Raw genomic sequence first — 19,580 nt, 5'->3', positions numbered from 1 at the left:
TCGTAAATCAACATAGCAACCCTATTTGATTTAGGAATTTACTTATGAATACAGCAACCAGGGAACAAGGAACAGCGTGATGGCTGTCACTTGTTCCCTATTTTTGAGCCTGTTCATCCAAGATGGAGAAGTGCGATCGCCTGATTATCTCAGCAATTCTGGGGTATCTACCGTAGCTTATGGTAGTTTTATATTGCAATATGTAAACTTTACCGCCTGACTGGAGAGCAAAACCTTGGGTATAGAACTACGCAGTTTCGTATTTCTTGACAGCTTGCAACCGCAACACGCAGCCTACATGGGAACAGTAGCTCAAGGTTTTCTGCCCTTACCAGGAGATACATCATTATGGATTGAAATTTCTCCGGGTATTGAAATCAATAAAATTACCGATGTCGCACTCAAAGCTGCGTCTGTTCGTCCAGGAGTCCAAGTCGTTGAGCGGCTATATGGTTTATTAGAAGTTCATTCCGGCTCCCAAGGCGAAACGCGCACTGCTGGCCAAGCTATTCTAGATACTCTCGGAGTGAGACGCGAAGAATGTCTCAAACCACGTGTAATATCTAGCCAAATTATCCGCAACATTGATGCTTACCAAACTCAACTAATTAACCGCACCCGGCGAGGACAGCTACTACTAGCCGGGCAAACATTGTATGTATTAGAAGTTGAACCTGCTGCTTACGCTGCACTCGCAGCCAACGAAGCCGAGAAAGCAGCTGCGATTAATATCCTGGAAGTGCAGGCTGTTGGTAGCTTTGGCAGATTGTATTTAGGTGGACAAGAACAAGATATTCTAGCAGGTGCAAGGGGAGCGTTAGCGGCGATTGAAAGTGTAGCTGGTCGGACAAATCCTCATGGTGGCCGCCAGGAGTAATCATCATGTCTGCTGAAAGACTTATCATTAAAACCGCAGGGGAGCGGGGGAGCAGAGGAGATATAAAGGAGCGAAAATGGCAAATCAAGAGCATCTGGTTTTACTGAGAGCAGGTGCAGTTACCTGGAGTGAATGGAGACAGAAAAATCCGCAAATTCAACCAGACCTCAGTGCTGCAAACTTGCAAGGAGATAACCTTAGAGGCGCGAATCTCCAGAAAGTCAACTTGGCCAAAGCAGAATTGAGTCATGCTTTACTCGTGCGCGCCAACCTCAACGGTGCAGACTTTAGCGGTGCAAACCTTTATCAAGCAAAGCTCATTGAAGCCAACTTGAGTGCGGCGAATTTTAGTGTAGCTAATTTGAGGGGTGCAACTCTGACACAGGCAGATTTAAATCATGCCAATTTTATCGGTGCTGACTTGAGTGAAGCAAATTTGAAAGAAGCTGCGATCGCCCATGCTATTCTCATAGGCACTGATCTTAGAGATGCTAACCTCAGAGGTGCTGATTTAGGTGCAGCCAAACTCATCCGCGCTAACCTCGCCTACGCAAACCTAGTTGAAGCTAACTTAATTACAGCCGATCTCAGTAAAGCTAACCTCTACGAAGCGACCTTGATAGGAGCTTACCTGTACAAAACAGACTTGTGCAATGCAAATCTTAGCCATGCTCACCTCAGTAGTGCCTACCTGTTACAAGCGAATCTCAGTGAAGCGGACTTGACAGGTGCTAACTTGAGTTATGCTCACCTCCAAGGAGCAAACTTAGCAGGTGCGAACTTGGCAGGTGCAAACCTCGCTGGTGCTAAACTGCGGGGAGCTAACCTTAGCGGTGCAAATCTTGAGAATGCAATTTTACCTGAAGTGTTTAATTAATATTTAATTACATTTTTTCACATAACTAAATAACTATGCTTTACGTCATTGGCCCTACTTTGCAGAAACAAATGCGTAAAGCTAATTTATACTTTCAAATAGCAATGCCAGAATTTGAGTTTTTAATAGTTATAATACTTGTTTCAAAAATTGCTGGTTATTGCTGAAGGTATGACAAAAAATATTTATCTTCCGTCAACTCTCCGTATTAGTTTTAACCTATAACCATAGGGGATTGCATAGAAATTACTCTGGCATGGTATCTCAACCGACGCTTATGCAAATAAACTTGAATAAAGCGGAGATATGGCTATGTCAAATAGCATACTTGCTCAAATATCCAGTACTAAAATAATTTTTGGATTTTTTAGTCCATGAAGCGGCGGATTTTACGGCAGCCAAGTTTTATTGGCTTAATGAGAATGCCGCTCCGTGTAGTGTTGGTAGTTCCTTTTGTATTGCAAATTTTTGTATCTGTAGGGCTAACGGCATTCTTTTCCTTAAAAAATGGGCAGAAAGCTGTTGATGAGGTGGCTCTGCATTTAAGAAATGAACTAACAAATCGGATTCATGAATACATCACCGATTACATGGAGGAACCCCAACTCGTCACACAAATTAACGCTAATTCAATTCATAGTGGTGAGTTGAATTTGAAAGATCCCAAAAGTCTAGAACGCCATTTTTGGCAACAAATGCAATTATTTCCCTATCTCAGCCCGATCGCTTTTGGAAGTGAGCAAGGGGAAATTTATGCGGTAGATCGCTTACGTGATGGTTCATTAGTCATCCGAACTAAGAACCAATTAACGGCCGGTAAATACCATACTTACACTACTGATAGCCAAGGTAATCGCACTAAATTAATTCAAGTTAGCACCGCTTTTGATCCCCGGACTCGCCCCTGGTACACAAAGGCTGTGAAAGCCAGCAAAATCACTTGGACTGAAATTTATCCCTATTTTTCTTCATTAGGTTTGGCAATTAGCTCTACCCAACCTATTTATGGGCAGAATGGTAATTTGTTAGGTGTAACTAATGCAACTTTATCTCTTTCTCAATTAAGTAAGTTTCTGCATGGTCTAAAAATTGGCCGTTCAGGCAAGACATTCATTATTGAGCGATCTGGTAACTTAGTAGCAAGTTCGACAAATGAAAAACTTTTTATACTTAATAATCCAAAAGCACAGGGAAAGCACCGACGGCTGTCAGCACTAGCAAGCAGCGATCGCACAACTCGTTTGACAGCACAATATTTAAACAAAAACTTTGGTAACTTTCAGAACATTGATTCTAGTCAACACCTGGACTTTCAAATTGACGGTAAGCGGCAATTCATCCAACTATTACCATTCACAGATGGCAATGGCCTAGATTGGATAATTGTCTTGGTAGTTCCAGAAGCCGACTTTATGGAACATATCGAAGCCAACACCCGAACTACCATTGTGTTATGTATAGCAACATTGATACTGACTACAGTTACAGGAATTATTACTTCTCATTGGATTAGCCAACCCATTAGTCGCTTAAGTACAGCCTCCAGAGAAATTGCTAATGGCAGATTAGATCAAACTGTAATAGTAGAGGGCATTGAAGAACTAAGAGTTTTGGCTGAGGCTCATAACCAAATGGCTACTCAATTACAAGAGTCATTTGCTGAACTATTAAAAACTAACCAACAATTAAAAGCTGAAATTGCCGAGCGTCAACAAGTAGAAGTAGCTTTGCGGCTGAGTGAACAGCGATTTCGATTAGCAATTGATAATATTCCCCATCCATTTATAATTTATGATGCCGAGCGGCGGTTACAGTTTATTAATACTTTTGGTGTTAACCGCAGTGGTTATTCTGAAGAAGCCCTGATTGGTCATACAGACGAAGAACTCTTTCCCTCGGAAGTTACAAATACTTATTTACCACTGCTGCAAAAAACTGTAGAGACACGTACCATCCAAACTGGAGAGTGCCAGATTAACTTGCCCGGTGGCCCCTTCACAATAATTGTGACTTACGTTCCGCAGTTGAATGAATCTGGGGAAATTTATGAGATTCTTGGTCACACTTATGATATTACCGATCGCAAACGGGTAGAAGAACAATTAGTGCATAACGCATATCACGATGCATTAACAGGTTTACCAAATCGAGCTTTATTTATCGAGCGCCTAAAATATGCACTCCAGCAAGCTAAACGGCAGGAAAACTATCTATTTGCTGTGCTATTTATTGATTTGGATCGGTTTAAGGTAATTAATGACAGTCTAGGACACGTCATCGGAGACCAATTTCTGCTGACTATTGCTAGTAGGTTAGAAGTCTGTATACGCCCTACAGATACATCTGCACGATTTGGTGGTGATGAATTTACGATTTTACTTGATCCAATTCAAGATGTTTCAGACGCTATTAAAGTAGCTCAACGCATTCAACAGGAATTAGTATTACCTATTGAGCTTAACGGGCAAGAAGTGTTTACGACAGCAAGCATCGGTATTGCCTTAAGTTCAACAGTAGCCTATGACCAACCAGAAGACCTACTGAGAGATGCTGACACGGCAATGTACCAAGCCAAGTCTCTAGGGAAAGCGCGCTATGAGCTATTTAATTCAGATATGTATGCATCGGCTTTAGCCAGATTGCAGTTAGAAAGTGATTTGCGTCGTGCCATTGAACGTCAAGAATTTCGAGTTTATTATCAACCAGTTGTTTCGCTGACTAGCGGCTTGATTGTAGGTTTTGAGGCTCTGGTGCGTTGGCAACATCCAGAACGCGGTTTGATTAGTCCTACAAAATTTATTCCTTTGGCGGAAGAGACTGGGCTAATTGTCGAGATTGGCTACTGGGTATTAAATGAAGCTTGTAGACAAATGCAAACTTGGCGTAGGAGCGATTGCAGCAATTCTCTAGAAAAAATTAGTGTCAATCTTTCTGTGAAGCAATTTTCTCTCCCAGATTTGACTGAGCGGATAGGACAGATTTTGGATTCTACTGGTCTTGAATCCAGCAGATTAGTATTAGAGATTACCGAAAGTGCAATTATCGAAAACAGTGATGATGCAACTTCTACACTCACAAAGCTTCGAGATTTAGGCATTGAATTAGCGATCGATGACTTCGGTACAGGCTACTCTTCCCTAGGTCGTCTTTATACCTTGCCAATTAGTGTATTGAAGATTGACCAATCCTTTGTCAAACCGATGAACACTGATAAAAGAAATTTAGACATTATTGAAATTATCATCACCCTAGCTCACAAACTAGGTATGTATGTGAATGCTGAAGGAGTAGAGACACAAGAGCAACTAGAGCTTTTAACAAGGTTGAATTGTGAATATGGTCAAGGATATTTTTTCTCAAAACCATTGGATAGTTCAGCTGCGGCAGCATTAATTATGGCTAATCCTCAATGGTGAAGTTTTTTGGATTGGCAATGAAAATTTTCTTACTACTTGACATAAGTACCCAATCTATTTAAAAAGATTATTCGGCAAACACTTTAGAGTAAAATTAATCCTTTAGATAGAGGAGGGCAAAGCCGATGACTCGTGTCATCATTGTGCGTCACGGTCAAAGTAGCTACAACGCCGAAAGGCGGATTCAAGGACGCACTGATGCGTCAAGATTAACAGAAAAAGGTCGTAATGATGCCAGCAAAGTAGGCAAAGCCCTCAGTAATATTTTATTTCAGGCGATTTATTGCAGCCCTCTGCAACGAGCCAAACTCACAGCCGAGATTATTCAAAGTGAATTGGCTAATTCTCAAGAGTCTGCGGTTGTTCAAACTTCCGATAAGTTATTGGAAATTGATCTACCTTTGTGGGAGACAATGCTCACTGCTGAAGTCGAGGAAAAGTTTGCTGAAGATTACCGCATTTGGCACGAACGTCCTCACGAATTAGCGATGCTAGTCAAAGATAGCGAGGGAACCAGAGAACATTTTCCTGTCCTGGCTTTGTACAAACAAGCGCAGCAATTTTGGCAAGAAACTCTGCCCCAACATCAAGGTGAAACTATTCTCATCGTGGGGCATAACGGGATTAATCGCGCCTTAATTAGCACAGCATTAGGCATTCCTCCCAGCCGTTACCATTCTATTCAGCAATCTAACTGTGGTGTCACTGTATTGAATTTTGCTGGCTCCTTAGGCGAACCAGTTCAACTAGAATCGATGAATCAAACGCAACACATGGGCGAAGCGTTGCCCTCCTTGCGTCCCAGTCATCGTGGAGTGCGGTTGTTGTTGGTGCGTCACGGCGAAACAGAATGGAACCGCCAAACCAGATTTCAAGGGCAAATTGACGTTCCTTTGAATGACAATGGCAGAAATCAAGCCCAAAAAGCAGGTGAATTTCTCAAAGATATAGCCATTGACTTTGCTGTAAGTAGTTCAATGCAACGTCCCAAAGAAACCGCCGAGATTATATTGCGTCAACATCCAGACATTAAATTAGACCTGCAAGATGGTTTAAGAGAAATTAGTCATGGTCTTTGGGAAGGCAAATTAGAATCAGAAATTGAGCAAGAATTTCCTGGCGAATTGCACCGTTGGCGGACAACCCCGGCTGAAATTCAAATGCCAGAAGGGGAAAATTTACAACAAGTTTGGGAACGTAGTGTTGCGGCTTGGCAATCGATTGTGCAAACAGCATTAGATAATCAACTCAAAACTGGATTAGTAGTCGCTCACGACGCTACTAATAAAACCTTGCTTTGTCATATTCTGGGTTTACCAGCAGATAACTTCTGGAATTTCCGTCAAGGTAATGGGGCAGTTAGTGTAATTGACTACCCTAATGGACTTGAGGGTTTCCCTGTGTTAGAAGCAATGAACATTACGGCTCATTTGGGTGGTGGTGTGTTAGATAAAACAGCAGCTGGAGCATTATAAAACAGTAAGGAGTGAAGAGGAAGAAATGAGGAACTAAGCCAGGCGTAAATATTAAAGCCTAAATAGCTCATAACTCTTAACTCCTAACTCATCACTCCTAACTCATGATTTTTATGACTGAACTTTTACAACAAGTACGGATAATTGATGCAGTTTCTGGAACTGACCAAATAGCAGATGTCCTGATTGCTGATGGTAATATTCAAGCTGTAGCTGCACAAATTTCTGATATAACTGCCGATATTCAAGTTAGAAATTGTCAAGGATTAGTTCTAGGAACTGGATTAATAGATTTATATAGTCACTCTGGCGAACCAGGATTTGAAGAACGAGAAACTTTCTCTTCTCTATTACAAGCTGCGGCGGCTGGCGGCTTTACTAGAATTGGTATTTTACCTGATACATCTCCGTCTATTGATAACCCTGCACTGGTGGCACAGTTGCAGAAAATTTGGGCAGAGGAGCGGAGGAGCAGAGGAGCAGAGGGGAGTTTAGATACTTCTTCTCCCCTGCTCCCACGCTCCCCAGATCCCCTGCTTAATATCTGGGGTGCAATTACCTCGGATGTGGCCGGAAAGCAAATGACGGAGTTAGCAGATTTAGCAGCTGCGGGAGTTGTTGGCTTTACTGATAGCCATCCTTTAGATAATTTGGGTTTAGTGCGGCGCGTATTGGAATATGTGCAGCCCTTGGGTAAACCTGTAGCTTTTTGGCCTTGCGATCGCCAGCTTACATCCAATGGTGTCATGCGTGAAGGAGTAGACGCGTTGCGTTTTGGTTTACCACCCATCCCCGCCAGTGCGGAAACAACTGCGATCGCCGCTTTGTTAGAATTAGTTGCGGCTACTGGTAATCCGCGAGTTCACATCATGCGTGTTTCTACAGCCCGGAGTGTAGAATTGATAGCCTCAGCTAAGGCGGCTGGTTTACCTATCACCGCCAGTACAACTTGGATGCATTTATTATTAGATACTACAGCCGTTAAAAGTTACGATACCAGTTTGCATTTAGATCCACCTTTAGGGACTTCTAGCGATTTAAAAGCTTTACGTGCAGGAGTTCGTACAGGCGTAATTGATGCGATCGCGATCGACCATGCACCCTATACTTATGAAGAAAAAGTCCAAGCTTTTGCAGAAGCACCAAGCGGCGCAATTGGTTATGAACTAGCCTTGCCTTTACTGTGGCAAAATCTAGTAGCCACTGGAGAATTTACAGCCCTAGAATTATGGCAAGCATTAAGTAGAAATCCCGCAGAGTTTTTAGGGCAGAAATTGAATCCCATTAAACCGCAACACAAAGCAGAATTAACTTTATTTGATCCCGAAAAAATTTGGCAAGTTGACAGAAAAAATCTGCACACACTTTCTACTAATACACCTTGGTTCGGCAAAGAATTACAAGGTCGTGTTGTGCAAACTTGGTGTTAGGACAGGTGATAGGTTACAGGTTACAGGATTAAAAGTCTTTTACCGAATATTTGGTTAATGGTTTACAGCCCTTATTTGCCTATTGCCTATTGCCTATTCTCCGCTATCACAAGAATAACTGATGGTTATTAACCATTGACAAATTACGAATGACAAATGACTCTTGAATAGGATTGTACTGATGAACACGAAAAATTTAAGCAGATGAATGCCAAGATCAAATAAGAAAGCCCCAAGGGTATTGAAAGTACTATGCCAGAAATACACCAATCTATTGCACAGCACTACCACGAACGTACTAAATATGACCCTGAGACTCTAGCCTCTAAAAGCCAAAGGCTAGATTGGGCTAAACAGCCAGTACCTTTTAAAGAGTATAAAATTGGGTCGGCTGTTGATCTCAAACCTTATTTGCAAGAATCACAAGCAGTCGTTGCTGATAAACCAGATTTTCAATGGTGGCAAAGGCTGTCTCGGTTATTATTTCGTAGCTACGGGTTAACGGCGAGAATGCCTTCTATGGGTAGCGCGGTATATTTGCGCTCTGCGCCTAGTGCTGGGGGTTTATATCCGGCTGAGGTGTATGTAGTTTCCCGTGGTACACCTTTACTACCAGCAGGACTTTACAACTACCAGTGTCGCACTCACTCTTTAATACTGTATTGGGAAAGTGATGTGTGGACAGCTTTGCAAGATGCTTGTTTTTGGCATCCTGCTTTGGAAAATACCCAATTAGCAATTGTGGTGACTGCCGTTTTCTATCGTTCAGCTTGGCGATACGAAGATCGGGCATATCGGCGGATTTTTCTGGATTCGGGACACTTGTTAGGCAATCTTGAGTTAGCAAGTGCTATTACTGATTATCGCCCTCACTTGATTGGTGGTTTTGTCGATGAAGCGGTAAATGACTTGTTATATATTGATCCCCAACAAGAAGGCGCGATCGCAGTCCTCGCTCTGGCAGACTTATTAGATATCAAACAAAATTTGTCTACTGGATGCACGGCTTTACCTTCAGCTACGGAAACAAACTACCCTCAAATTCCCGACGGCGAATTGCTGAAATATTTTCATCGTCAAACTCAAATTCAACCTGGTGTCACTGGGAAGCTGAATTTACCAGCTATCAAACAAGAAAGGTCGTTAGAAGATAAATATAATTTTCCTTTCTGTCTGAAAATTCCTACAGCTACCACACCAATTGACTGGGGAGAAAATCTTGCGGGGTTGGAAGCCACTATCCATAAACGCCGCTCTACCCGTGCTTACAGTGGCGAAGATTTAACCTTTGACGAATTAAAGGCTGTACTTGATTTTACCTACCAACCACAAAATTATATTGAGCAACATCTTGACGCTTCTCCTGATTACTTTGACTTGAACTTGATTGAAACATTCATTGCTGTTTGCGGAGTCAAAGGTTTAGACGCTGGTTGTTATTATTACGCACCCAAAGCTCAAGAATTGCGGCAGATTCGGTTTAAAAACTTCCGGCGGGAGTTACATTATCTCTGCTTGGGGCAAGATTTAGGTAGGGATGCAGCCGCAGTCGTTTTTCATACCGCAGATCTCAAAGCAGCTATTACCCAGTATGGCGATCGCGTTTATCGTTACTTACATATGGATGCTGGGCATTTAGGTCAACGCTTAAATTTAGCCGCAGTTAATCTTAATTTGGGTGTCAGTGGAATTGGTGGTTTTTTTGACAACCAAGTGAACGAAGTTTTAGGTATACCTGCTGATGAAGCTGTTTTGTACATTACCACATTGGGAAGACCAAGGTAATATATTATTGTGTTCATTTGCGGGCTAATTGCTAGACTCGGAAGAAAGAGTTTTTGCTATTTTCTCAAGTATGAGAAATAGTAACTGATTAATTATCAAATAAACTGCAAAAATAACGAATCTGCCTCTTCGTGCTTTTGCGGTTTATTTGACCGTTTAAACCTTTAATAACGAACTTTTATGCCATCACTTGTTAGAGTATAAGCCAACAAGGTTTATTGAGTTAAAATTAACGATTGAAGTCAGTTCTAAATCCCCCTTTTTGAGGTGGATTTCTAGAGTCTAATCTCCTTTTTCCAAGGGGGCTAGAGGGACTCAAAACCTTAACTTAAAAGTATTGGAGTAGAAGCTAAGATTGAACGTATATTATTCGATATGATATTTACAGGCGTTTGTGTAAACCTGATGAAAAAGATATATTGGTAGCCATCATACCGCCACTAGTGAAGACAACAAGCAACAATTATTGGCGGAATTTTAGCTACTATAAAAAATTTAGCTTCATTATTAAATGCTGGGTTTTAAATGTTGTATTTAAAATTTAATCAATTAAGCAGGATTAAATAATAAGTTAAAGTAATAAATCAAAATCAGGCTGTATTTAGTATACTTAAAATTGCTATCTATTGCTTTTTGCGTAAAAAATATTTGTTATTGAAAATACAAAAAGAATTTACAATTTATTTTGTATGCAATATTTATGAATAGTTTCAATGTCAAACTTGATTTAACGGAAAATTTCAATAATTGCATGAATGATAATTTCTTATTTACTCATAATCCTCTACCTATGTGGATATATGATACAGATAATCTGCAATTTCTAAATGTGAATGAAGCTGCTATTAATAAATATGCTTATTCAAAAACAGAATTTTTACAGATGAAAGTAACTGACATACATTCAGCAGAATATAGACAGCAATTCTTAAAAAATATAGCTACAAGTCAGAAAAATATTAGTTTTAATAGTCAATGTCAACATTATTGCAAGGATGGAAAAATAATTAATGTTGAAATTTTTACCCATTTTATAGAATATGAATCTAAAAATGCTCATCTAGTTTATATTAAAGACATTACAGAAGACATAGAGACAAAACTTCTAGAACAAAACGAGGTTCTTCAAAGCCTTTTAAATCAGCTACCATTAATGATTGCCCTAATTAACACAGCAGGAAAATTACAATGGGCAAATCAAGAATGGGAGAGAGTGACTAATTGGAATATACAAGATTTACAAAGTCGGGATTTGCTATCAGAATTATATCCTGAGCCTCAAGACCGCCAAAATGCGTTGGATTTTATTCAATCAGCAAAAAGTAGTTGGGCTGACTTTAGAACTCAAGTGCGGGATGGTCAGATAATAGACACATCTTGGACTAATATTAAGTTACCCAATGGTCAAATCATGGGGATTGGACAAGAAATCACAGAACGTAAACAAATTGAGCGGACATTAAAGACTCAGTTAGAACGAGAGCAATTAATCCGAACTGTGATGCAGCGAATTCACCAATCTTTGAATTTACAAGATATTCTGAATACCATAGTTGAAGAAGTACGGCATTTGCTGCAAGTAGAACGGGTACTTGTTTATCAGTTTGCTCCTGATATGAGTGGTAAAGTTGTAGCAGAATCAGTAGAAGCTGGATGGACAACATCTTTAGACATCCAAATTGAAGATACCTGTTTTAGGGATGGGGCAGGAGTAGAGTACTATCAAGGACGTAAGCGAGCAATTCCCAATATTTATGAAGCCGGACTCACCCCTTGCCATATTAAGCTGTTAGAAAGGTTTGATGTCAAAGCAAATTTAATCGTACCCATCTTATTAGAAGTCGGTGAAGATAATCCTAGCTCACGCCTTTGGGGATTACTTATCGCCCATCAATGTGTGAGATTCCGGGAATGGGAAGAAAACCAATTAGACTTGCTAGATCAACTTTCCGTTACAATTGCGATCGCAATTCAACAATCTACGATCTTTCAACAAGCCCAAAACGAACTAGCCGAACGTCAAAAAGCCGAACTGCAATTAAGAAGTGCTTTGGCGGAAAAAGAAGTTCTGCTCAAAGAAGTGCATCACCGCGTCAAAAATAATTTGCAGATTGTCTCTAGTTTATTACAACTCCAGACTCACACTCTCAAAGACCCAGAAGTAATTAAAATTTTTCGAGAAAGCCAAAATCGCATCGAATCAATCTGTTTAATACATAAAAATTTATATACTACACAGAACATTGGGCAATTAGATGTAGTTGACTATATCCAAAATTTAGCCAATAACATCATGCTGTCCTACCGATTAGGCCCAGAAAGTATTGAGTTAGTAACTAATATTGAAGCGGTAAGCCTGAATGTTGACCAAGCGATCGCTTGTGGGTTAATTATTAATGAATTAATCTCCAACTCACTCAAACACGCTTTTCCAGATGGGCAGAAAGGTACTATCTCTATAAATCTTCACACTGTTGGCGGTGATATTGAAATGTCTGTGATAGATGATGGGATTGGTATTCCAGATGATTTAGATTGGAATAATACCGAGTCTTTGGGCCTATCTTTGGTTTCTGACTTGGTTACAGAACAATTGGAAGGTAGCATTACTTTAGAACGTCATCATGGCACAATGTTCAAAATCCAGTTTCCCCAGTTAACATTGCAATAATAAATTTCTTTCAAATGGGTCAAGTAAGAATTTTAGTTGTAGAAGATGAGGTAATCGTTGCTAGAAACATTGTCAACCAACTCACCCAATTAGGATATACAGTTATTGGGACAGCTTCTTCCGGACAAGCAGCCATTGCTAAGGCCTTAGAAAGCAAACCAGAACTAATTTTAATGGATGTTATCTTAAAAGGTGAAATGGATGGCATCACAGCAGCATCTCAGATTCGGGAACAGTTAGATATCCCAGTTATATTTCTAACTGCTTATGGTGACGATCATACTGTACAACGCGCAAAATCTACACAACCTTTTGGATACGTCGTTAAACCATTCACTCCTAAAGATTTACGTATAGCTATTGAAATTGGTTTATTAAAATACCAACTTGAACGTGATTTAAAAGAAAATCGAGATAGATTAGCAACTTTATTAAACTCAATGAGTGATGCGGTAATTGCCACAGATGAACGAGGAATTATCACATTTATTAATCCAGCCGCAGAGTCACTCACCGGTTGGCAGCAAGTAGATGCATTAGGGCAAGACGTATCACATATTTTTCAACTGATTGATGAAGTTACCGAAGCTAAATTAGAAAACCCTGTGGCAAAAGTTCTGCGAGAACGACAGGTAATTTATTTAGATGATTTTACATCTCTAGTTACTAAAAATGGCTCTAGAGTTCCTATTGGTGATAGTGCATCACCGATTATGCAGCAGCCTCACCAAATCAATGGTGTAGTAGTGGTTTTTTGGGATCTGAGTGAAAGACGACAAGCACAACTACTAGAGCAAGCATTGCATAAAGAACGAGAACTTAACCAACTAAAATCTCTCTTTATTTCTACAGTTTCGCATGAATTCCGTAATCCTCTGAGTGTGATTCAATCATCGGTAGAACTGATAGAACTACAAGGAGATAACTTAACAGCAGAAAAAAGAAATACATATTTAAAGCGAATTAAAGGTGCAATAGAATCCATGAAACAACTCATGGAAGATGTACTATTCATGGGTAAATCTGAAGCTGGAAAATTAGAGTGTCATCCTACGCCTCTGCATTTGGAGAAATTCTGTCGAGAGTTAATTGCCGAATTTACTGCTATTCACCATTACAAGCCGGAAATTATCTTTAATAGTAATAGCGATCGCACCTACGCTTGCATGGATGAGCAACTTTTACATTACATATTTACTAACTTACTCGTTAATGCTGTAAAGTACTCTCCTAAAGGCGGAAATATTCAGTTTAATCTAACTTGTGATCTTCTAGAGGGACTAGCTATTTTTCGCATTCAAGACCAAGGAATTGGTATTCCTGAAGCAGATCAAACTCGACTCTTTGAATCATTTTATCGAGCCTCTAATGTCCACTCTATTCCCGGTACAGGTTTAGGTTTGGTGATTGTTAAAAAATGTGTAGAAGCTCATAACGGTAAAATCCACTTTAATAGTCAAGCTGATGTTGGTACAACATTTACAATTACTTTGCCGTTAAATCCTGAGTAGCAATTAAACTCAATGCTGGATAGTTAATTATAGCAATAGCCATTTTGTTAGGACACTGGTACAAGGATACAATCTCGACAGCAAAAAACTTTTAACCCTGTCACCTCTCACCTATTACCTGTTCACTGCTATATATTAGCTCAAATATCGCATTAAAATTGATTCTAACTGTACTATGCGGATTGGTTGCACAAGATATCCATAATTTTTTCCGTGCAGAGTAGTAAATTCGGCAAAATCATTTTCACTATTACAGATAATCACAACTGGAATATCTTGTAAATTGTCTTCTTGTCTGAGAAGATTCAGCAAATCTCCCTTATATAATGCTTTGAATGATTCTTCATCGAGCAAAATTAAGCTTGGGCTAAAATTCTTGATTTCTTCTAAAAATTTGGCAGAATTGTTTAACCATCTGACTTGATAGCCAATTATTTGAAGATAATCTTGCAAAAGGATAGCTATATTTTGCTCTTGTTCAGCTAGGAGAATTCGCTTTTTATTTAATGCAGTTGGTAATGGAGTAGATGTAGTTGTTGCTTCATCAACTTCGTTATTTGATATTAAATCTAATTGATCTGGGATAAATAGCGTAAAACGACTACCTTGCCCCAATGTTGATACCACTGTGACATCTCCACCATGCAAGCGTGCTAACTTACGTGTTAATGCTAATCCTAATCCAGTACCTTCGTACTGACGATTTAATTGACTGTCTAACTGTTTAAATGGTTCAAAAAGAAATTGAAATTGATTGTTATCAATTCCAATCCCAGTATCGATAACTGTAAAAGTAATTCCTTTGACTACTTTTTTGATTTCTAAAGATACCTGACCAGATGGAGTAAATTTAATAGCATTAGTCAAAAGATTCATTAGCATTTGTTTGATGCGTCTAGCATCACCCATGCAGGTTTCTACCTGTGGATCAATTTCACTTGTGAGTTGTAATCCTTTTTCGGCAGCCTGATCACGCACACTCGAAATCACATAATTACATAAATCTACTACCGATACAGGCAATATATTTAAATCTTCTTTACCTGCTTCTACTTTAGAGAGGTCAAGTATATCGTTAATTAGGGCTAGTAAATGTTCACCACTACTATATATACAACTGATATATTCTTGCTGCTTTTCATTGAGAGAACCCACTATTTCTTGTTGCAGTAACTGCGATAAGCCCATAATTGCATTCAAAGGCGTTCGCAGTTCGTGACTCATTATAGATAAAAATTCATTTTTTGCTCTGTTACCAGCTTCTGCTGCTGTTTCCGAGGCACGTAACTTTAGCTGAGTTTGTTGGCGTTCAGTAATATCTTCAATAAAGGCTAGCAAAAATTCTGGTGTATTGTTATTCCCCAGAATTGTAGAAATGGAGAACTTAGCCAGAATTAACCTCCCATCTTTGTGTAGTAAGTGCCTTTCGATTTCAATGCGATCGCTTATTCCTGATACTAGTTGTTGATATAGCTCTACATCTTCTGTCTGATGGGAAATAAAATTTTTAAAACATTTGCCGTATAGTTCTTCTCGGCTATATCCTAGCATCTGACATAGTGCCGGATTAATATCTACTATCTCTCCTTTAATATCTGCCAACCCAATACCAATTGAAGAGCGTTCAAAAATGGCTTGCAATTTTGCCTGAGTTTTTTGTAATTCTGTTTGTGCAGTGTGGCGATCGCTTGATCCGATAGCCAATGCTACGTAGTCTGCAATAGAACTCGCAAAGTTTTCTTCCTCTACACACCAATGACGTACTTCACCCAATTGTTCATAACAAACTACTCCCACCATATGCCCTCCTAGCCAGATTGGTACATCTAATAATGATGTAATACCCAATAAGTTTAAATAAGATGCAGATAACTCTTGGGTTCTTTTGTCATTAATAGCATCATCTACAGCAATCAGGCGTTCCGTCTCTAAATTGAGAAAATAATTAGGGTAATTTACTTTTAATAAAACTTGTCCCGATGAATGCTCGTTTTTCCCAATATCGTATACATCCAAGCATTCAATTGCTGTACGCTCTTGATTGTATAACCAAACGCCAACTCGGTTTACTAAAAGTGTCCTAGCTACTACTTCTGTAATCTCTTGTAATGTGGCTTTGAGATTGCCTCTTTGTAAGTTATTGCTCCTTGCTAATTGCACTAAGATTTGGTTTCGTTGTCTCTGCTTGTGATCTTTTATCGGCACTATCCTTTGTGTATCATCATTAACCACTACCACCTGCATTCTTTGCCTCTATTAAAAAATTTTTTGACGCGGATCTCTTGCAAAAGTAGAACCATATTTTATAAATACAATTACTCCACAGAATTTTTCATAACAGGATAGTATATTTTTTTTCATCAAAACTTTTAATTCGATTGCTACACTGATCACTACAATTGCCGGTCAAGACGATATTTCTATTTCATATCAATCTAATCTATAAATAAGCGTTTAATTGCTGCTCGTTAAAAAAGTAACATTCTGAATAGATAAATATAATATAACTACTATGGTTGTAAAATTGAGTCTGTCAGATATGTATAATCTCCAAGAATTTTTGGGTTTAAATTAGTACCATCTAAAAGTATAGGAATCTGGTTTGATTACTGAACATACTGGTGTAGTCAGGTAATAGGCATCAGCAAAGAAGGCCGCTAAGAATCGGATTTTTTCAAAAATCTAATATGAGTCCTATATTAGGTAGTCTTAATTAAGACTTACATGGACATAACACATAAAATATAAAAATAGCATCAATCTCAAAGAAGATATCTTACAGAGTAAGAATTAATTAATTTAAATATTGTATTAATTTATGCAAAAACCCTGAATAGTAAATTTTGTAGCTGAATATTGACTGCTTTAAATTTGTACATTCTCCTACAGAAAGATACTAAATTGCTGAAAATTTGGGAAAATTGAGGTATGAGAAGCTGTCGCAGAGGTGGAACAATGACTAATGATCGTGTAAGAATTGTTTCTCTGATACCCAGTGCAACGGAGATTCTGGCAGTATTGGGATTAACTAATGCTATTGTTGGGCGATCGCACGAGTGTGACTACCCTCCAGAGATTCAAAATCTTCCTGTTTGCACCGCAGCACGCTTTAATACCGATGCCCCTAGCAGCGAAATTCATGATAAAGTCAATGATTTGTTGCAGTCAGCACTGAGTATTTATGAAATCAAAACCGATGTTCTAAAGCAATTACAGCCTACCCACATTCTTACTCAAGACCAGTGCGATGTCTGTGCGGTGAGCTTACAAGAAGTTGAAAAAGCAGTTGCTCATTTAGTCCCGACTGCACCAAAAATAATTTCTTTGCAACCCCAGGTTCTTAAAGATGTTTGCGCTGATATTGAACGAGTCAGTAATATATTTGATGTAGACTCAGTGCAAGTCTTAGAAAATTTAGAAGCTCGCGTCAAAATTTGCCAGCAAAAAATCCAGGGACTTTCGCTCACAGAATTACCAACTGTCGCCTGTATCGAGTGGACAGATCCTTTAATGACAGCAGCAAATTGGATTCCAGAATTAGTTAACTTAGCAGGCGGCCAATCGATGTTTAGCGTTATTGGTGAACCTTCGGCTCAGTTAGACTGGGATACACTCATAGCCAGCAACCCAGATATAATTGTTTTTATGCCCTGTGGTTTTGCCTTAAGTCGCACTCGCCAAGATGCCGAATTATTAACTCAACGTTCAGAGTGGCAAAAACTCCACGCCACTCAAACGGGCAGAGTATATATTACTGATGGCAATTCTTACTTCAACCGTCCAGGGCCACGCTTGGTAGATTCTTTAGAAATTTTGGCAGAAATCTTACATCCAGAAATTTTTGACTATGGTTATAAAGGCACAGCTTGGGAACAGTTATAAAATTGCCGAGTAAAAAATACTAGCCCCTAGCCTCTCATCTCTAGTCTCTTATCTTTGCACTGCTGCGTTATTTAACCATTCAATTAGTGGTCTTAAAGTTCCTGGCAAGCCTGCTTCACTGACAATGATTGTATGTTGTTTACCGTTGTCTTCTACGGTTAATTTATACTGAAAGCGATCGCTCTGAGGATGAGGCGACGGAATTTGATCTGGCAAATTAAATAAATCTGCGGCGGTGGCTAGTCGCAGAACATCGTTAGCTTCGTTTACTGGGAGAATGGCAGTATCAAAGGTTTTTTTTCGAGTTATCCCAGCAAACCCTCCCGTGCGTTCCAATGTGATTTGCATTGTTTTGCTCTTTGTTGTGCTGTTTATCGGTAAAAATGCAAAGCCTGGGAGATAGTAATTATCTTCTCCCAGTTTAGCAACACAAGAACACACGTTAAAAAATCACAGGGAAATTCCCAATTTTTTCCTGTTAAGTGTTAACCGTCAACTATCAACAGTTTACAAATTAGTTTAAAGCACTCCTACTTGTTGCCAAGCATTCTGTACAGCTTTCTGTTCTTTGCTGTCATTACCATATAGTTCTCCAGCAACTTCAATAGTTGCTTTTGCAGCTGTTTTGAATTGTGCTTGGTTACGTAAGCGATCGCGCAAAGTTATATACCAAATTTTACCAGCTTTCTCCCATGCATAACCGCCAATTTCCATAGCTGCTATATAGAAAGCATAGTTGGGAATACCTGAATTTATATGCACTCCCGCATTATCATCCAAGCCAGTATATTTGTTACGCATATGTGCAGGTTGTGGATCTTTACCTAGCACAGAATCATCATATGCTGTTCCTGGTGCTTTCATAGAGCGAATACCAATGCCCTTAACACCTGGTGCTAAAACACCTTCACCAATTATCCAGTCTGCCTGCTGCACGGTTTGATTTTTTAACTTTTGTTTCACCAAGCAGCCAAAAACATCAGCAAAAGACTCATTCAGTGCGCCTGGTTCACCATAATATTGCAGACCAGCTTCGTACTGAACCACTCCATGAGTTAGCTCATGTGCAATAATATCAATTGATTTAGTAAAACATTGGAACATTTCACCATCACCATCACCATAAACCATTTGATCTCCGTTCCAAAAGGCATTGTCATACTTAACACCATAATGTACGGTAGAGTCTAAACGCAGACCCTTATCATCAATAGAATTACGTTCAAAAATCTCATAAAACAAGTCATAAGTAGCACCAGCAGCGTCATAAGCTGCGTTTACCGCTTCATCATTGCTAGGAGGATCGCCCTCTCCACGTACTAGAGTACCAGGAAGTTGTTGTCCATTTTTTGCATCATATATAGTACGTCGCTTCTCACCAGGAGAAGGAGCTATGAACAAGTTTCCAACAACATCTCGTCGTCCACGCAACTGTGCTGACACATTTAATGTATGAAAAGCCCAAGAACGTTGTTGAGGATTTCCATTTACAGCTACATTTTCCAGCATATGTGGTGGAACAATACAACAGATAGGGCATCTAGTATGCAGTGAATGCTGAAATTTAGAACCCGATGATTTTTTCTTACGAGCCATCTGAGGTATTCTCCTTTAAAAGCTAAGTGATGGCCAAAATTGGCATTAATTCCAATGTCA

The 19,580-nt window shown here is 39.4% G+C and carries 13 protein-coding genes; 10 read left to right on the top strand and 3 right to left on the bottom strand.

Annotated elements, in window-relative coordinates; genetic code table 11:
* Nucleotides 1–79: 79 nt before the first annotated feature.
* The 9 genes from H6G76_RS10625 (at nt 80) to H6G76_RS10585 (ending at nt 14,042) form a co-directional block, all read left to right on the top strand.
* Complete coding sequence (locus H6G76_RS10625) at nt 80–220, top strand: hypothetical protein (protein ID WP_190699508.1); 141 nt, start codon at nt 80–82, stop codon at nt 218–220.
* A 15-nt stretch (nt 221–235) separates the two neighbouring features.
* Complete coding sequence (locus tag H6G76_RS10620; protein ID WP_190699506.1) at nt 236–877, top strand: hypothetical protein; 642 nt, start codon at nt 236–238, stop codon at nt 875–877.
* A 76-nt stretch (nt 878–953) separates the two neighbouring features.
* Nucleotides 954–1,754, top strand: a complete 801-nt coding sequence (locus H6G76_RS10615; protein ID WP_190699503.1) for a pentapeptide repeat-containing protein — start codon at nt 954–956, stop codon at nt 1,752–1,754.
* A 374-nt stretch (nt 1,755–2,128) separates the two neighbouring features.
* Entirely contained in the window at nt 2,129–5,170 is a 3,042-nt protein-coding gene (locus H6G76_RS10610; protein WP_190699500.1) for an EAL domain-containing protein, read from the top strand.
* Nucleotides 5,171–5,295: 125 nt separating this feature from the next.
* Nucleotides 5,296–6,645, top strand: a complete 1,350-nt coding sequence (locus H6G76_RS10605) for a histidine phosphatase family protein (protein WP_190699498.1) — start codon at nt 5,296–5,298, stop codon at nt 6,643–6,645.
* A gap of 104 nt (nt 6,646–6,749) precedes the next feature.
* Nucleotides 6,750–8,075, top strand: coding sequence for a dihydroorotase (locus H6G76_RS10600; protein ID WP_190699495.1), 1,326 nt, complete (start codon nt 6,750–6,752; stop codon nt 8,073–8,075).
* Between the two features lie 252 nt (nt 8,076–8,327).
* Nucleotides 8,328–9,860 carry a SagB/ThcOx family dehydrogenase gene (locus H6G76_RS10595; protein ID WP_190699492.1) on the top strand — a complete coding sequence of 511 codons (1,533 nt, stop codon included), beginning with the start codon at nt 8,328–8,330 and terminating at the stop codon, nt 9,858–9,860.
* 751 nt (nt 9,861–10,611) lie between these two features.
* Entirely contained in the window at nt 10,612–12,531 is a 1,920-nt protein-coding gene (locus H6G76_RS10590) for a histidine kinase dimerization/phosphoacceptor domain -containing protein (RefSeq protein WP_190699490.1), read from the top strand.
* Nucleotides 12,532–12,545: 14 nt separating this feature from the next.
* Nucleotides 12,546–14,042 carry an ATP-binding protein gene (locus H6G76_RS10585; protein ID WP_190699487.1) on the top strand — a complete coding sequence of 499 codons (1,497 nt, stop codon included), beginning with the start codon at nt 12,546–12,548 and terminating at the stop codon, nt 14,040–14,042.
* A 135-nt stretch (nt 14,043–14,177) separates the two neighbouring features.
* On the opposite strand, the gene H6G76_RS10580 is transcribed toward H6G76_RS10585, so the two are convergent.
* Nucleotides 14,178–16,286: an ATP-binding protein gene (locus tag H6G76_RS10580; RefSeq protein WP_190699485.1), complete on the bottom strand. Its 2,109-nt coding sequence runs from the start codon at nt 16,284–16,286 to the stop codon at nt 14,178–14,180.
* 711 nt (nt 16,287–16,997) lie between these two features.
* On the opposite strand from H6G76_RS10580, the gene H6G76_RS10575 reads away from it, so the two are divergent.
* Complete coding sequence (locus H6G76_RS10575; protein WP_190699481.1) at nt 16,998–17,924, top strand: cobalamin-binding protein; 927 nt, start codon at nt 16,998–17,000, stop codon at nt 17,922–17,924.
* 48 nt (nt 17,925–17,972) lie between these two features.
* On the opposite strand, the gene H6G76_RS10570 is transcribed toward H6G76_RS10575, so the two are convergent.
* Complete coding sequence (locus tag H6G76_RS10570) at nt 17,973–18,272, bottom strand: protealysin inhibitor emfourin (RefSeq protein WP_190699478.1); 300 nt, start codon at nt 18,270–18,272, stop codon at nt 17,973–17,975.
* 171 nt (nt 18,273–18,443) lie between these two features.
* Entirely contained in the window at nt 18,444–19,520 is a 1,077-nt protein-coding gene (locus H6G76_RS10565) for a M4 family metallopeptidase (protein WP_190699475.1), read from the bottom strand.
* Between the last annotated feature and the right edge of the window lie 60 nt (nt 19,521–19,580).

This window comes from Nostoc sp. FACHB-152 (assembly GCF_014697475.1).
Lineage (GTDB): Bacteria > Cyanobacteriota > Cyanobacteriia > Cyanobacteriales > Nostocaceae > Nostoc_B.
This window is presented reverse-complemented; position numbering and strand designations above follow the sequence as displayed.

Coding starts and splice junctions, on each gene's coding strand:
- H6G76_RS10610 (WP_190699500.1), top strand. CDS start 2,129: ATGAAGCGGCGGATTTTACGGCAGCCAAGTTTTATTGGCTTAATGAGA.
- H6G76_RS10605 (WP_190699498.1), top strand. CDS start 5,296: ATGACTCGTGTCATCATTGTGCGTCACGGTCAAAGTAGCTACAACGCC.
- H6G76_RS10580 (WP_190699485.1), bottom strand. CDS start 16,286: ATGCAGGTGGTAGTGGTTAATGATGATACACAAAGGATAGTGCCGATA.
- H6G76_RS10615 (WP_190699503.1), top strand. CDS start 954: ATGGCAAATCAAGAGCATCTGGTTTTACTGAGAGCAGGTGCAGTTACC.
- H6G76_RS10600 (WP_190699495.1), top strand. CDS start 6,750: ATGATTTTTATGACTGAACTTTTACAACAAGTACGGATAATTGATGCA.
- H6G76_RS10625 (WP_190699508.1), top strand. CDS start 80: ATGGCTGTCACTTGTTCCCTATTTTTGAGCCTGTTCATCCAAGATGGA.
- H6G76_RS10585 (WP_190699487.1), top strand. CDS start 12,546: ATGGGTCAAGTAAGAATTTTAGTTGTAGAAGATGAGGTAATCGTTGCT.
- H6G76_RS10590 (WP_190699490.1), top strand. CDS start 10,612: ATGAATGATAATTTCTTATTTACTCATAATCCTCTACCTATGTGGATA.
- H6G76_RS10565 (WP_190699475.1), bottom strand. CDS start 19,520: ATGGCTCGTAAGAAAAAATCATCGGGTTCTAAATTTCAGCATTCACTG.
- H6G76_RS10595 (WP_190699492.1), top strand. CDS start 8,328: ATGCCAGAAATACACCAATCTATTGCACAGCACTACCACGAACGTACT.
- H6G76_RS10570 (WP_190699478.1), bottom strand. CDS start 18,272: ATGCAAATCACATTGGAACGCACGGGAGGGTTTGCTGGGATAACTCGA.
- H6G76_RS10575 (WP_190699481.1), top strand. CDS start 16,998: ATGACTAATGATCGTGTAAGAATTGTTTCTCTGATACCCAGTGCAACG.